Origin of the sequence: Methylobacterium sp. E-025 (assembly GCF_022829705.1) — a bacterium.
GTDB lineage: Bacteria > Pseudomonadota > Alphaproteobacteria > Rhizobiales > Beijerinckiaceae > Methylobacterium.
In genome coordinates, this window is the sequence record NZ_JAKSYR010000041.1 from 1 (window position 1) to 15074 (window position 15074).

Annotated in this window: 10 protein-coding genes and 4 pseudogenes; 8 read left to right on the top strand and 6 right to left on the bottom strand. The window is 67.2% G+C overall.

The genetic code is table 11. The features are described from left to right. A partial coding sequence (locus tag MKK64_RS03350; RefSeq protein WP_243932236.1) for an AI-2E family transporter occupies positions 1-753 on the bottom strand: 753 nt, incomplete at its 3' end. A gap of 207 nt (positions 754-960) precedes the next feature. Here MKK64_RS03350 and MKK64_RS03355 point away from each other — a divergent pair. The 5 genes and pseudogenes from MKK64_RS03355 to MKK64_RS03370 all read left to right on the top strand — a co-directional run bounded on the left by MKK64_RS03355 (position 961) and on the right by MKK64_RS03370 (position 7712). Next, positions 961-2937 (top strand): hybrid sensor histidine kinase/response regulator, encoded by a 1977-nt coding sequence (locus MKK64_RS03355; protein WP_243932237.1) that lies wholly within the window; start codon positions 961-963, stop codon positions 2935-2937. 266 nt (positions 2938-3203) lie between these two features. Next, positions 3204-4043, top strand: a pseudogene (locus MKK64_RS28370) (PAS domain-containing protein); the annotation flags it as partial. Positions 4044-4163: 120 nt separating this feature from the next. Continuing rightward, positions 4164-4334, top strand: a pseudogene (locus MKK64_RS28375) (PAS domain-containing protein); the annotation flags it as partial. A 68-nt stretch (positions 4335-4402) separates the two neighbouring features. After that, positions 4403-5692 (top strand): annotated as a pseudogene (locus MKK64_RS03365) (response regulator); the annotation flags it as partial. A gap of 301 nt (positions 5693-5993) precedes the next feature. Continuing rightward, the gene (locus MKK64_RS03370; RefSeq protein ID WP_243932239.1) at positions 5994-7712 is read left to right on the top strand and encodes a sensor histidine kinase; all 1719 of its coding nucleotides are present in this window, start codon (positions 5994-5996) and stop codon (positions 7710-7712) included. Between the two features lie 185 nt (positions 7713-7897). Here MKK64_RS03370 and MKK64_RS03375 read toward each other — a convergent pair whose 3' ends face one another. The 4 genes from MKK64_RS03375 to MKK64_RS03390 form a co-directional block, all read right to left on the bottom strand. Further along, entirely contained in the window at positions 7898-8914 is a 1017-nt protein-coding gene (locus MKK64_RS03375) for a sensor histidine kinase (protein WP_409567847.1), read from the bottom strand. Positions 8915-9655: 741 nt separating this feature from the next. Beyond that, positions 9656-10171, bottom strand: a complete 516-nt coding sequence (locus MKK64_RS03380) for a hypothetical protein (RefSeq protein ID WP_243932240.1) — start codon at positions 10169-10171, stop codon at positions 9656-9658. A 135-nt stretch (positions 10172-10306) separates the two neighbouring features. Continuing rightward, entirely contained in the window at positions 10307-10684 is a 378-nt protein-coding gene (locus tag MKK64_RS03385; RefSeq protein WP_313898883.1) for a response regulator, read from the bottom strand. Between the two features lie 236 nt (positions 10685-10920). Next, the gene (locus tag MKK64_RS03390; protein WP_243932241.1) at positions 10921-12750 is read right to left on the bottom strand and encodes a cation:proton antiporter; all 1830 of its coding nucleotides are present in this window, start codon (positions 12748-12750) and stop codon (positions 10921-10923) included. 269 nt (positions 12751-13019) lie between these two features. Between MKK64_RS03390 and MKK64_RS03395 the strand changes: the two genes are divergently transcribed. The 3 genes and pseudogenes from MKK64_RS03395 to MKK64_RS03405 all read left to right on the top strand — a co-directional run bounded on the left by MKK64_RS03395 (position 13020) and on the right by MKK64_RS03405 (position 14896). Continuing rightward, the gene (locus MKK64_RS03395) at positions 13020-13163 is read left to right on the top strand and encodes a hypothetical protein (RefSeq protein ID WP_409567849.1); all 144 of its coding nucleotides are present in this window, start codon (positions 13020-13022) and stop codon (positions 13161-13163) included. Between the two features lie 77 nt (positions 13164-13240). Continuing rightward, positions 13241-13744 (top strand): annotated as a pseudogene (locus MKK64_RS03400) (metallophosphoesterase); the annotation flags it as partial. Between the two features lie 687 nt (positions 13745-14431). Further along, positions 14432-14896 carry a methyl-accepting chemotaxis protein gene (locus tag MKK64_RS03405; RefSeq protein WP_243932242.1) on the top strand — a complete coding sequence of 155 codons (465 nt, stop codon included), beginning with the start codon at positions 14432-14434 and terminating at the stop codon, positions 14894-14896. Here MKK64_RS03405 and MKK64_RS28380 read toward each other — a convergent pair. Next, complete coding sequence (locus MKK64_RS28380) at positions 14807-15022, bottom strand: transposase (RefSeq protein ID WP_409567842.1); 216 nt, start codon at positions 15020-15022, stop codon at positions 14807-14809. The genes MKK64_RS03405 and MKK64_RS28380 overlap by 90 nt on opposite strands. Between the last annotated feature and the right edge of the window lie 52 nt (positions 15023-15074).

Genomic DNA, 15074 nt, shown 5'->3' on the forward strand with positions numbered 1-15074 from the left:
GGCGTTCATGCCGAGCTGGGCGAGAAAGTAGGTGCCGAGACGACCGGCCGCGTCATCCATCGCCACGGTGGTGCGATGCAGGTCGCTCGACCCGAACAGGCGGATCATGCGGTTGCGCAGGTCCTCACGCTGAAGGAGCAGAAACACGACGACGACGAGGACGATACCGACCGTTGTGAGCGGCTCGAAGACCGGCCCCAGGACCTTCTCCGCCAGCGCCAGTGGCGAGATCTCGGGTTCCTGTACCCGGACGAGCTGCGCCTTGGGCGTATCCCCTCCCGGGCCGGTCGCCGCACTGGTGCCGGCGGCGTCGGCCTTCTGGGTGGCGTCGTGGACCTGATGGCTGAACCTGGCAATGACCTTGTTGGCCTCTCCGAGCCACCCCTGCTGCAGCCCGGCGAACTTCTTCTGCACGGTCACCTGGTACTGCGGCAGGTTGCCTGCGAGCCCCGCCACCTGGGTGCCTATGAGCGCCCCAATGCCGCCGATGACCGTCAGGGCGAGCAGCACGGCGACGATGACGGATGGTACCCGGCCGAGCCTGATCCGGCGCAGCAGGTTGACGACAGGGGCGAGGACGAAGCTGAGTAGCACCGCCAGGACCAGCGGGATGAACACCTCGCGCCCGAAATACAGGGCGGCGATCAGGACCACGCCCACTGCCAGGGTCAAAAGGCCGCGTAAGCCCGGCACGAGCGGGGGAGGCACCTGCGCAGGCTGACGGGGCGGGGTATCCGAGATCGTGGTTGCCATTCGACGTCCCATCGGATCGTGTCCGACCGAGCGTCGTCCCCATCGCATCCGTCAGCGACCCCTCGCGCCCCTTAGCGGCGGTATCATGACGCGACGGAAACCGTCGCCGTCGAGTTCCGCTGACCCACCCGAGTGGTTCTTTCCGGCAGGGAAGATGCTTTCGGTGTAGGCCTTATCTCAGCCTCGCACCCATCTCGGATGACCATCTTGTACGGTTTCATCGTAACCCTCGCCCGCCAACGCCCGACGCCGGGCATCCGCTTCGGCGTACCGTTGCTGATGGTCGCGGCCATGACGTTAGTGCGCTACCTCGCGCCGACGTACGTCGCACCCTTCCTGCTCTACATCCCGGTGCTTCTCGCCGGGAGTCTCGCCTTCGGCAAGAGCGCCGGGACGCTGGTCCTCGTCCTCTCGACCCTGATCGCGACCTGGTTCTATACCCGGGACGGGAGCCTGGGCGGCGTCGACGTATCGCTGCTCTGTCAGTACGCGTTGGTCGGTGCCATCATGATCTGGATCTGTGACGCGCTGCGTCGGTCCGTCGTGCACAACGAGGCCACGCTGGAGCGCCTCGACGGCGCGAACCGCATCCTTGTCAGCAACCAGACAGAACTGACGGAAGCCAACGCCCGGGCCGAAGCCGCGAAGGAGGCGGCGGAGGAACACAGCCGTGCCAAGAGCCGCTTCCTGGCCAACATGAGCCACGAGCTCCGGACGCCGCTGTCGGCCGTGATCGGCTACTCCGAGATGCTGGAGGAGGAGGCCGAGGAGCTCGGCCAGGACAGCCTCCTCAAGGACCTCGGCAAGATCAAGTCGAACGCCCAGCACCTCCTCGGCCTCATCAACGACGTGCTCGACCTGTCCAAGGTCGAGGCCGAGAAGATGGACCTTTACCCCGAGGACATCGACGTCGCCGCCTTCGTCACGGACGCCGCCGGCACCGTCGAGGCGCTGGTGGCCAAAAAGGGCAACGTCCTCGTCGTCGACGTCGTCGGCGAGGTGGGCTCGGCGCGGACCGATGCCGTGAAGCTGCGCCAGTGCCTGTTCAACATGCTCTCGAACGCCGCCAAGTTCACCGAAAGCGGCACCATCACGCTCCGGGCCGGACGCGAGACCGATGCCATGGGCGATTGGTTGCGATTCTCGGTTCGCGATACGGGCATCGGCATGACGCCCGAGCAGGTCGGACGCCTCTTCGAACGCTTCTCGCAGGCCGACGAGACCACCACGCGCAAGTTCGGCGGGACCGGTCTCGGGCTCGCCCTGAGCCGCGCCTTCGCGCAGTTGCTCGGCGGCGACATCACGGTCGAAAGCGTGGAGGGCCAGGGCACGTGCTTTACCTTGCGCGTGCCGGCGGTCGCACCCGACCGTGTCGTCGAGGCGGCACCGACGGTCCCGGAGAACCAGGTTTCCTCCAACGATCTCGTGCTCGTCATCGACGACGAGCTGGCCCAGCGTGAGCTGATGACGCGGTTCCTGGAACGCCAGCGCTTCTCGGTCCGCACGGCCGCCGACGGGCGCACAGGCCTCGAACTGGCACGCTCGCTCAAGCCGCGGGCCATCCTACTCGACGTGATGATGCCGGAGATGGACGGCTGGTCGGTGCTCGCCGCCCTCAAGGCGGATCCTGACATCGCTGGCATCCCCGTGGTCATGGTCAGCTTTGTCGCCGACGCCGCGCTAAGCGCCTCGCTCGGGGCTGTCGAGGCTGTCCCCAAGCCCGTCGACTGGGGTCGGTTGCGGACCATCATGGAACAGTTCCGGGCGGCGGACGGGGACGTACTGGTCGTCGACGACGATGCGGACATGCGCCATCGCCTCCGAACGATCTTGGAGCGCAACGGCTGGACCGTCCGCGAGGCCGGGAACGGCTGCGAGGCGCTGGACCAGGTCCGGCACGGCGTCCCCCACCTGATCCTGCTGGACCTGACCATGCCGGTGATGGACGGGTTCTCGTTCCTGCATCGGCTGCGCGAGTTGCCGGGATGCGCCGACGTTTCCGTCGTCGTGCTGAGCGCCCGCGATGTCACTGCAGAGGAGCGCGACAGGCTTTCCGAAGCGGACCGCGTCATGCGAAAGGGCGATGCGAGCCTCCAAAATATCGCGACGGAGTTGCGCAAGCTCGACAACCGGCAGCCCGATGCCGGACCCAGGGACGTTGCCGAGGGGCCTCGTCTCGCCTGACGGATATACGCGTGTTCGCCCCGCCAGACGCGATGGCTGCCAGGACCACCGTGTGGAACGGTCAATCGTCCACCGGCCGAATGCGTGGCCTGCGCGTTACCTCCGAGCACGCCCGCGGCGCGACGGCGCCGGCCGACGCCTCCGGCAACCAACGTCCCTGGGCCGTGTTCCCATCGTGAGTGCCGGCGCGGCGGGCATCGTCGAGGAGGTCGCCGGTCCCGGGATCGACTGAGACGCAAACGGCCAAGGCCACCGGAGACGGGTTCGTGGATCGAGGAAAGAACGACCGGGCGGCGGCATTCGACGCCTCCCCCAATCCCTATCTCGTCCTCGACCGCTCGCTGAACATCGTCGATGCGAACCAGGCGTACCTCCGCAGCACGAAACGCGCGCTGGACGACATCGTTGGGCGATGGGCCTGGGATGCCTTCCCGACGGACCCCGAGACGCTCAGGCAAGCCATCGCCTCGTTCGAGCGGGTGATCCGCACGCGGGCGCCGGACACCATGCCGCTGCTGCGTTTCGACATCCCACGCCACGAGGCGGACGGGGGTGGCTTCGAGGAGCGATACTGGAGCATCACCCACACCCCCGTGCTCGACGCGGGAGGTGAGGTCGCGACCGTCCTCCAGCATCCCATCGACGTGACCGAGCTCCAGCGCCTTCGCGACGCCGCGAAGGGTCTCGCAAGTGCGGACCAGCCGGACATGGACCCCGCGCAGGCGGGCATCTTCGACAGGGCACGAAGCGTCCACGAGACCAACCTCTCGCTCAAGGCGGAGAGCGAACGGCTCTCCGAGATGTTCCGGCAGGCTCCGAGCTTCATGGCACTCGTACGCGAACCCGAACACCGGTTTGAGATGACCAACGACGCGTATCGGCGCCTCATCGGCGGCCGCGACGTCATCGGCCAGACGGTTCGGGAAGCGCTCAGCGAGATCGACGGCCAACCGTTCTTCGACCTCCTCGACCTCGTCTGCACGACGGGGGAACCGTTCATCGGACGCGGGGTGGAGATCGTGCTGGGGCACCGGCACGGGGAGCCGAGCGAACGGCGCCACCTCGACTTCATCTACCAGCCGATCCGGGATCGGGAAGGGACCGTCGTCGGTATCTTCATCGAAGGCAACGACGTCACCGAGAGGAAGGTCGCCACCGACGAGTTGCGTGAGCGCGAGCAGCGCCTGCGCCTGATCGTCGAGGCCGCCACCGACTATGCCATCCTGACGGTGGATGCCGACCGCGTGGTGACGTCCTGGTCGGCAGGCGCGGCCGAGGTCTTCGGTTTCGCCGCGGAGGACATCGTGGGCAGGAGCGCCGACATCCTGTTCACGCCGGAGGACCGCGAAGTCGGCCAACCGGAGAACGAGATCGCGGCAGCCCGCGAGAACGGTGCCGCCCCTGACGTCCGTTGGCACCTTCGTCGGGACGGCAGCCGCGTATTCCTCAACGGGGTTGGTGGCTGCTGCGCGATGCCACCGGGCAGGAAATCGGGTTTCTTAAGATCGCTCGCGACGAGACCGAGCGCATGGCCAGGGACACCGCGCTGCGCGACCTCAACGCGAACCTGGAAGCCCGCGTCGAGGACCGCACGCGCGAACTCATGACGGCGGAGGAGTCCCTTCGACAATCGCAGAAGATGGAAGCGGTCGGGCAGTTGACCGGCGGCGTCGCGCACGACTTCAACAACCTGCTGACCATCATCCGCTCGTCGGTCGATTTCCTCCGCCGCCCGGAGCTCGCCCCCGAACGCAAGCAACGCTACCTAGACGCGGTGTCGGACACCGTCGACCGGGCGGCCAAACTGACCGGTCAGCTCCTCGCGTTCGCCCGCAAGCAGGCGCTCAACCCGGAAGTGTTCGACGCCGGTGTCCGCCTGCGCGGCGTGGCGGACATGCTCGACACGGTCACCGGGTCCCGTATCCGCGTCGTCATCCGGGTCCCCGAGGCTCCCTGCTTCGTCAGGGCGGACCTGAGCCAATTCGAGACTGCGCTGGTGAACATGGCCGTCAATGCCCGGGACGCCATGGATGGCGAGGGCACGCTCACGTTGTGCCTCGCCGGGTCGAGCTCGATGCCGCCCATCCGCGGCCACGCGGGCGCAGACGGTCCCTTCGCCGCAATCTCGCTTATCGACACCGGGACGGGCATCACACCCGACAGCATGGCACGGATCTTCGAGCCGTTCTTCACGACCAAGGCAGTCGGCAAAGGCACCGGCCTCGGCCTTTCCCAGGTGTTCGGGTTCACCAAGCAGTCCGGCGGCGACGTCGACGTCGAGAGCGTGGAGGGCGAGGGCACGACGTTCACGCTCTACCTGCCCGAGGTAATCGTCGCCGAGACAGCGGCGGTCGACGACAGGGTACCGGACGACCTCCTGCCTGCGGGGTCGGGGCAGCGCATCCTCGTGGTGGAGGACAACGTCGAGGTCGGACGTTTCGCCACCCAGATCCTTGAGGACCTCGGTTACGAGACGACCTGGGCCACCAACGCCGAGGACGCGTTGGATCGTCTCGGCCCAGACGGCAACGGCTTCGATGTCGTGTTCTCGGACGTGGTAATGCCAGGCATGGGTGGCATCGCGATGGCGAAACAGCTCCGGCGCTCGCTACCCCGCGTGCCCGTCATCCTCGCGTCCGGTTACAGCCACGTCCTCGCCGAGGAAGGCGCCGACGGGTTCCCCCTGCTCCACAAGCCATACTCGGCCGAACAGCTCTCGCGTCTCCTGCGGCAAGCCATGGCCACGCGCATCTGAAACCCAAGGCCCCCGAATTCCCCTCGCATGCCGTCCAGGGCTGTCAGGTTGCATCCGATGCGGGGGTTACACCATCCGCTCGATGTGACCCGGGGATCGGGAGATGAACTACGTCCCGCCTTGGCCTGCGTGAAACCGGCCATGTCCTTTTCTCCGAAAGTTGGTGCGGATGGCCGAGGATCCGAAGAACGGGTCGCCGTAGGTTGCGTTATGATGGAATGATCCACGAGCCTCCGGCATGGGGCACCCCCGCGGTGCGTCCGACATCCCAACGACCGATCCGAGGCGGCCGGCTTACCGCATGACGCTGACGACCCGCGTCCTCCTGCTCGTGCTGCTGGCCCTGGCCCCTGCGCTCGCGATCCAAGGCTACAATGAGTATGCCCTGCGCGCCTCGCGCAACGAGGCCGTGCGCACCGATACGATGGCCACGGCCAGGACCGTCGCCGACGATCTTGCACAGGTCGCCGAGAACGTCCGGCAGGCTCTCAATTTCGTTTCGCAGGATCCCGCGGTGCGTGCGCTCGAACCGGAGGGATGCACCGATTATCTGCGGCGGGCCGCGTGTAACAATCCGCATCTCGCGGTCCTGGCGCTGACCCGGCCCGACGGGATCATCGTCTGCAACAGCGTCGGGTCCCCGCCAGGTTCCTACGCCGTGCCCGAGCGCGCGTACCAGCAACGGGCCATCGCCGAGGACGGGTTCGTCATGGGTACGTATGCCCACGGCACTGCCAGCCGGAAGGACTCGCTGCACTTCGCGCAGGTCCTGCACGGCGGTGGCGGCGAGACCGTCGGCGTGCTGGCCGCGGCGGTCGATCTCGATTGGCTGGCCCGTTACCTACGACGGAACCTACGGCTCGCAAGCTCGTTCCTCACCGTGGCGGACGATACCATGACCATCCTCGTGCGGTATCCAGGCGGCGAGGACTGGATCGGGAAACAGGTGCCGGCGGAGCGGCAGCGCGTGCTCGCGGACCGCGGCGAGGGTGTCCGCGTGGATCTCGGCATCGACGGACGCGAGCGCGTCCTGGCCAATGCCCACTCGACGGGGCCGACCTCGGCCGCATGGGTGACGGTCGGTCGCGACCGCGACGTCGCCTACCTGGACGTCGACGCGGCGACACGGCGTGGCATCGTCCTGATCGCGTTGGGCACGGCGGCGGCGCTTGTTGCCGCGCTGGTGGCTGGCCGGATGTTCATTCGGCGGCCGTTCGACCGGCTGCTGCGGACGGCGGCGGCGTGGCAGGCCGGGGACCTTGCCGCCCGCACCGGCCTCCAAGGACCTGACGAGTTCGGCCGGCTCGGACGCAAGCTCGACGCGATGGCGGGCACCCTGCGCCGTAACGAGGAGGAATTGCGCGGCGAGATTTTGCGCGGCCGCGAGATGCAGGATCGGCAGGTGACGATGCTGCACGAGCTGAACCATCGGGTGAAGAACACGCTCGCCACGGTCCAGGCCCTCGCCCGGCAGTCGACGCGCGGAGGCGAGGCTTCGGGCGAGCAACTCGAAGCCCGCATCCTGGCCCTCTCGAAGACCCATGACCTCCTCACCCGGGACGATTGGTCGGGTGCCTCCCTGCGGGCGGTCCTTGAGGGGGAGATCGGCCCCTACCGCGACGGGAGCACCTCGTTCGTCTTGGACGGCCCCGAGGTCGACCTCCCGCCGCGGCACGTTCTGTCGCTTGGCATGACCTTGCACGAGCTCGTCTCCAACGCGGCCAAGCACGGCGCGTTGTTCGTGCCGGACGGAGGCGTCCGCGTAGCCTGGAACGTGATTTCGGCGGAGGGCGGCACCCGGCGGCTGCGTCTGACCTGGACCGAGTCGGGAGGCCCCCCAGCCGGGCCTCCGGTACGGCGGGGGTTCGGCACGCGGCTCATCACGGTCAGCGTGGAGCGCGAACTCGATGGCGCTCTTTCCCTGGATTTCGCGCATGACGGCCTGCGCGTGTCCGTCGACGTACCCTTGGCGGCGGCGAGCCCGGGCCACCTCAGCCCGCTCGCACCGACGCCGCATTGAGGCAAGCGCCTTCCGTGGCCTGAGGGCACCGATGCGCTTTGTCCGTATGCCAGTGGCGGCGCGCCCGAGGCATGGAAGACGGAACGGAGGTGGCCCGAGCCGAGGGATGCCCGGCAGGACTGCAGACCTGGAACAGCACTCCGCCGATGGATGCACGATCCGGGACTGCGCTTCGTGGCGGGAGATCAACCCGCTGGGAACTCGACGCGTACGACGGTGCCCGTCGTTCCACCGTACGACAACATGCCGCCCAACTGGCTCGCGAGCCCCTGCGAGATCCGGTACCCAAGGCTTTTGCTGGTGCCCGGGTCGAACCCTTGCGGCATGCCACGGCCGTCGTCCGCGACGGTAAGCACCATACGATCCGGACCGAGCCGTTCAAGCCGGATGGTGATGGTGCCCGGGCTGTCCGGGATGAAGGCGTGCTTGAGCGCGTTCGTGACGACCTCGACCACGAGAAGCGACAGGGTGGTGAGGCGGGTCAGGTCGAACTGCATCGGAGGCACGTCGACCAGACAGACGATGTTCCTGGCGCCCGTCGCGTCGAGAAGGTCGGTGCATAGCTCCTGAAGGTAATGTCCGACCGGCAGGTCGATCCGCTCCGGGTCGTAGAGGCGCCGGTGGATACGGGAGATGGTCTCCAACCGTATCCTGGCCTCGTCCAGGGCGGCGAGCGCCGCGGCCGGGTCGTTGCCCACCTTGCGCTTCTGCAGGGTGAGGAGCGCCGCCACGAACTGCATGTTGTTGGCGACGCGGTGCTGCAGTTCCTGGAACATCGTGCGCTGCTGGTCGTACAGCGACGCGGTCACGGACCGTTCCACCCGGAGCCGTTCACCCGCCCTGTGCATGAGGTGGATCAGCGCGATGTCGACGCCGACGATGAAGGCATAGAACGCCAGCGCCACGGCGGTAGAGCCGTCCAGGGCGAACGAGTGGTACGGCGGGAGGAACAGGTACCAAGCCGCCGCGCCGCTCAGGACGGCGCAGGTGATGCCCGGACGCAGGCCGCAGAAGAAGGTCGTGAGGATCACGGCCGGGAAGAACGTCAGGTACGGGAAACCCGGTGGCAGGATGTCGTCGATCGCCGAGCGCAGCGCGCACGCGACCACGAACGTGGCGACGGCGATGGCCTCCCCAAGCCATGGTCGTTCGCGCAGGCGTTCCCCCGCGCGTCGAATCCCGACGAGCCATGAATGACGAATATGCACGACACCAGATTCGACGTTGGCCACGGCGGGCGAGCCTAGGACTTTGCGGTATCGCGGTCGAGCGTCCTAGGAGGCAAGGCGAGGGCTCGCAGGTATCGTGGTATTCGTGCAACGAACCGATGATCGATGGCGACGAACGCCGCCATGACCTTTGATCAGGGCCTGCCTGTCGGAACGCCGCCCGCGTGCAGGTTCGGCTCCGCGCACGTACGGTCGTCCTTCTGAAATGGTCCCCGACCCGCTGGCAATCCAAGTCATCGCTTGCCGCCCGCCCCGTGTGGGAGATGAGATGGCCCGCGGCGCTCGATGGCGTCACGAAGGTGGCGCGAGGAGCAGTATTAATGGCCTCCCTTGCAGGACGTCGTGGGAAAAAATTGGCGATCTCCCACTCGTCGCGTCGCGCCATCCACGAAGCGATGTCGTGAGAGGCTCTCAAGGTTCGTCCTGCGCAGATCGCCGGGCAGCCTCGACAAGTATGGCGTCTCGACCGCCACGAAGAGAAACGGAGCCGCGGCAGCCCGACGATGGACCGTCGACGGCACCTCGATGACATTGGTGAGGGCGGGGCCTCCTGCCGCATTCCCGAACCCAAGGCCGGGTCCACCAGCCGCTGGCACGCCAATCTTGGTCAGTCCACGCGGGTGGGAGTTGGTCTCCCGTCACGTTTACTTGCGCGAGTTCAGCTATGCCGGGCTAGGCTTGGGCCGTGAAGCCATGAGGGGCAAGGCGTGGCGGCTACGGCTTCCTGCTCGGTGCAACGAACGGGTTGGTCTCCGCAGGTGCAAGGTTCTTTCCGTAGCATCCCTCCAGCCGGTCCAGGCCGGCCGCGCTCTTGTCGAGCGCCACCTGGATGGTCGAGCCCTCTCCCCGCACCTCCAGCGCATCGCCGAGCCTGAGTGACTTGAGGAAGCGCTCGTCCTTGATCGGGAGGGAGACGACGTTGCCGGTCGCTGCGACCTCCGCCTTCAGGATGGATGTCCCGGCGGCGAGCTCCACGGGATAGTTCTTGCCCTTGCCAAGCTTCCATTTCGGGGAGCTCATGCTGAGGTCCAAACCGTCCGAATCTCGGGCGAAGCGCACCTCGACCCCATCGTCGGTCGTCCGGGTCATCGTGCAACGCTCGAACTTCTGGCCCTTCGCGATCGCCTCGACCTTCCAGGGGCCGATGGCGACGGCCTCGTCCTTAACCGGCTCGACGGCGTTGGCAGGTGCCGCGACGACGACGAGAAGGGCAACCACGACGTTTCGCATGAGTCTCTCCGTTTCGAGGGCCGACGTCAGGACGCGAGCCCGTCATAAGGTTGCGCAAGGTTTATGACCAACGTGGCGCCGTGAAGAGCGAAAAGGTCGGCCAATCTGGACCCCATTGACGAACGCGGATCGCCCCTACGACGCGCCGTGTATGGCGTTCACGACCTCACAGGTGGTGTAGGGCTTGGCCACGAACAGCCCGTGGTCCGGCACCTCTTCTTCCCGGAAGCGTTGGCTTCCCGAGGTCAGGATAAGGCGGATCTCAGGCCAGGAACGGAAGACGCGCTCGGCGGTCTTCCGGCCACACATCGAGCCCAGCATGTCGATGTCGGTGAACAGGACGCCGACATCGTGATGCGCGCACAAAATGTCCCACGCCTCGTCGGCGTTCACAGCCCCGATGACGGTGAAGCCGGCGTCTTCCAGCATCATCACGGCGGAGAAGCGCACGAGCTCATCGTCCTCGACGATGAGGACGATCGATGCGGGCAATGGGCGCTTGGCAGGCATCATCACCCAAAGGTCCGAATGAAGATCGGTTTCGTCCGCTCGGCCGCGACGCAGACGCGGACACGGCGGCTGAACGTGGAGCCGCCCCGACGATCCGGCTCCGTGACCGTCCGACCCGCATCCGTCTGCTCCCCGCCGGATGCGTCCGGCCGTCCGGCCACAACAGCGGATATGTCGAGCGCATCGTTAACGCTGGCGGTCCAAGGAACGAAGACATCGGTTTGCGCCGGTGCCACGCCTCACGTGGCTTCGAGGGGCGTGAGGTCCTGCATGGGGGGCGACGTGGGAGGCTCGGCGGGCCGCAGCACGAGCATGCGGGCGAGAGCAGGAGTTTCGCCCGGTCCGTCATCCGACGAGAACAGGTTCAGCGTACCGTCGGCCCCGATCCCAAGAAGCGGAAGGTCATGCCGGATGTCGACGGCATCGACCTCGGCCACGACGAACCGCCATCCGGCCTCGTGGCGGCCCGCCAAGGCGTCGAAGTCCGTCCTGCCATCGCCCAGCACCTTGCCGCGGGCGTCGCGGCTGACCCCCGTTTCCATATGCAGGAGGTGATCGGCGGACGGTGCGAGTTGGTAGACGCGCTCGCGGCCGACCTCCGGGGCCAGCCGGGTGCACACCAAAGCGTTGTAGAGCTCGTCCCTGGTCGCGGCGAGCAGATGGTCGGGGGGATGGTCGGCAAAACCTTCCTCCGCATGGCGGGACAGCAGTTCCGCCTGCAGCGTCGGTACCCCCGCGTGCCGTGCGGCAACCAAGGCGCCAGGGTAGGTGTCTATCAGGACCACGGGCACGGCGGCTCGGTGCAAGGCGACGACGAGATCGCTCGCCCACGGGGATGCCCCGACGACGGCAAGGCGCTGCGTGTCGGCGGCCGTCGACAGGCCGAACCGACGTGCGAGCGGCCCGAGCGAAAAGCCGTGTGCTAGGACCGTCGCGACGATGACCGCGAACACGGTGGGTTGGATCAGGTCGCCACCGGCATACCCCGCCTCGCTCAGGCGGGGACCCGCCAAGCCGGCGACGGCCGCCGCGACGATGCCGCGCGGGCCGATCCACCCGACGAACAGGCGTTCGCGTCGGGACAGGTCGCTGCGCAGCGTGGCCAACCAGATCGCCGCCGGGCGCACCACGAACAGGATCGCCGCCGTCAAACCCAGGATGGGCAGGGACAGCTTGCCGAGCACCGCGAGGTCGAGGTCGGCGGTCAGCACGACGAACAGGCACGACACCAGCAGGACGACGAGGGCCTCCTTGAACCGGCGCAACTCCGCCAGGCCCGGCACGTGCCGGTTCGCGAGCGCGATGCCGAACACGGTGGCGCCGATCAGTCCGGCCTCGTGCATGAGCAGGTTCGGCACGACGTAGGCCACGAGGGCCAACGCGAGCAGCACCGGCGTCTTCAAGGTCTCGGGAACGAGATCGCGCCGGAACCCCCAGGCTACCGCGACGGCCGAGCCGACCCCGAGGGCACCCGCCGCCAGCACGCCCTCGGCGAGGTGCAGGGACAGCGCGGTCACCGGGTTCTCGCCGGCCCCGTCGGGCACGCCCACGAGGATCTCGATGACGACCGCGGTGAGAATGGCCCCGACGGGGTCGTTGACGATGGCTTCCCACTTGAGGAAAGCGGCCGAACGCCTTTCAAGCCGGGCGTGACGCAGGAGAGGCAGGATCACCGTCGGCCCGGTGACGACGAGGATGGCGCCGAACACGGCCGCCGGCCCCCACATCATCCCCCCGATCAGGTGGGCGGCGAGCGTGCCCAGGACGAAGTTGATGGGCAGGGCGAAAGCCGTGAGCCGGAGTACGCCCTCGCCAGACGCCCGCAGTTCGCGGAAGTCCAGGGCAAGGCCGCCTTCGAATACCACGATGGCGACCGCCAGGCCTATCAGGGGCCGAAGGTTGGGTCCGAAATCGCGCGAGGGATGCAACAGGCCCAGCATAGGCCCGACCAGGAACCCGAGCGCGAGTAGCAGGACAATGGCAGGAATACGCAGCCGCGCCGCGATGATTTGGGCGGCGATGCCACCACCCACGATGCAAAGGACCGCCGTGGCCACGCCGTGTTCCATTCGCGATGCTCCGGATGGACGGCCGAACGCCCCCATGGCGACCGAACCTGTGAGACGGTTGATGGGACGATCGGCGGTCGCGTCGTCCCTTGCCCGACAGGCGGACCGCTAGGCACGAGCGGTAGGGGCAATCGGACGACCGCGATGCGGTTCCCCTCCGTGGCCTGCATTCCACTTGCATGCAACGTGGCGGTCGAGGTCCGGACGGGTAGCCGTCGTCCCGCGTGGCCGAGTTCGCCCCGAAGCGTGAATGGTCGGCCAAGTTCGAGATGAGGTCGCCCCGGTACACCACCCGGCTCGACGAGCTCCAAGTCGTCGCCGCGGCCCGATCCGCCCCCTGTTCCGCGATCACTGCCCTTGCCTCCTGCAACCGGCCAGGGCACGGTGTCCTCGTTCCCAGGAGACCCCGATGATACGCATAGGCCGCCACCCCGCCGACTGATCCCGGAGTGCCGCCACGCGCCTAGCCTCCGCTCACGCCGAGGCTGCCATGCATCGCCATCTATTTGTTTCTGATACACATTTTGGCCACGCCGGGATCTTGGCCGACCGGATGTCGCTCCGCCGTCCGTTCGCGTCTATCCAGGAGCATGACGAGGCGCTGATCGCGAACTGGAACGCCGCAGTCCGGCCCGACGACACCGTCTGGCACCTCGGCGACTTCTGCTATCGCTGCTCGGAGGCCTACGCCCGAGACGTGTTCCAACGCCTGAACGGCAGGCGCTTTCTGATCCGTGGCAACCACGAAAAGATCGGGGCACGCCTGCCCTGGGACGGGCTCGTCGTCGACGTCGCCCGGATCGTCGTCCAAAACTCCGACGGGACATCCACGGGGCTTTGGCTTTCGCATTACGCACACGTGGTGTGGCCTCGCATGCACCACGGCGACCTGCATCTCTATGGCCACTCCCACGGCAGCCTGCCCGGGACCGCCGCCAGGACCGATGTCGGCGTCGACTGCTTCGAATTCCGGCCCGTCACCCTCGACGAGATCCTGGCCGCCTCATATCACGAGGCATCGCACGCAGCCGCCGTACTCCTGCTCGGGGTCGGCGAGATCGTCTCCCTGTCGAACGTGCTCATTTCCGGCCAGGACGGGCTGACCAGGACCAAGCTCAACCAAGCCACCACCATGACGCGGGGGTTCGTCGAAGCCTACGTGGTCTCAATCCTGGCGGGCCGGGCCGGGGACCAGGTCTTCGGCGAGGTCAATTCCGGAAGCGGCGGCGCCTACGCCAGCGACCTCGGCATGTCCACGACCATGCTGGCCGCGATGCACTGCTCCCTCGGCCTGGGCGGAACGCTCCTCCATCTCGCATCGGAAGCGGAGGCCCGGGAATTCCTGCGGCACGACCTCGATCTAGGGCGGCGGGTCGAGAACGACCTGTGCCGCCTCTTCAAGGTCGCCGTCGCCTTCGTCGAGGCCCGGCGGGACACCATCGAGACCCTGGCCCACCGTCTCGTCGAAGCCCGGATCATGCCCGGCGACGAGGTCCGGCGCGTGATCGGTCGCCAGGGGGCACCGAACGACGTCCTCGTCACCCTGGGAGGCCACGATGTCTGAGCTCGATCTCGACGACCTCACCGCAGAGATCTTCAAGCGCGTCCTCAAGATGCGCAGCACCCTGACGTGGGACATCCGGGTGAACCTCAGTACGTCACGACGGTCTCGTCCTCGGCCATGGAGCTGCAAGCCACCGCAAGCACTATGGCTGGTATCGTGGCTGAGACGGCGAGCCAGTCGACCACCGTTGCACAGACAGTGAGAACGTCGGCCTCGAACGTCTCCACGATGGCAGCTGGTGCCAAGGACCTTGAAATCTCCGTTCAGGAGATCGAGCGGCAGGTCAGCACATCGGCAAGCCGGCGCAGCGGCGGTCCTGGCAGCGGAGCGGATGGCGTTGCTCGTCCGTGCCCTCAGTCAGACGCTTGCCGGCTCGGCGATGTGGTGAGCGTGATCTCTAGCATCGCCGGCCAGACCAATTGGCTCGCACGCAATGCTACGATCGAGGCTGCACGGGCCGAGGCGGCAGGCCGCGGCGTCGCGGTGGTTGCCCTAGAGGTCACGGCGCTGGCGGCGCAAACCGCCAGGATGGCCGGTGTGATCTCCCGGCGGATCAGCGAGGCGCAAAGCTTCACGCATTAAGTGGTATCGGCCATTTGAGTCGACGAAGGTCCAGTTGCGGCGGTCCACTGCGATGGGCCGGATCAAGCGTTCGGCGGCATTGTTTGCCACGCAAGTGATCCATGGTCGTGACAAAAGTGATGTCATCGGCGGACACTCCGTCGATCATGGCAAAGATTTTGGAGGTCGCGAGCCGGAA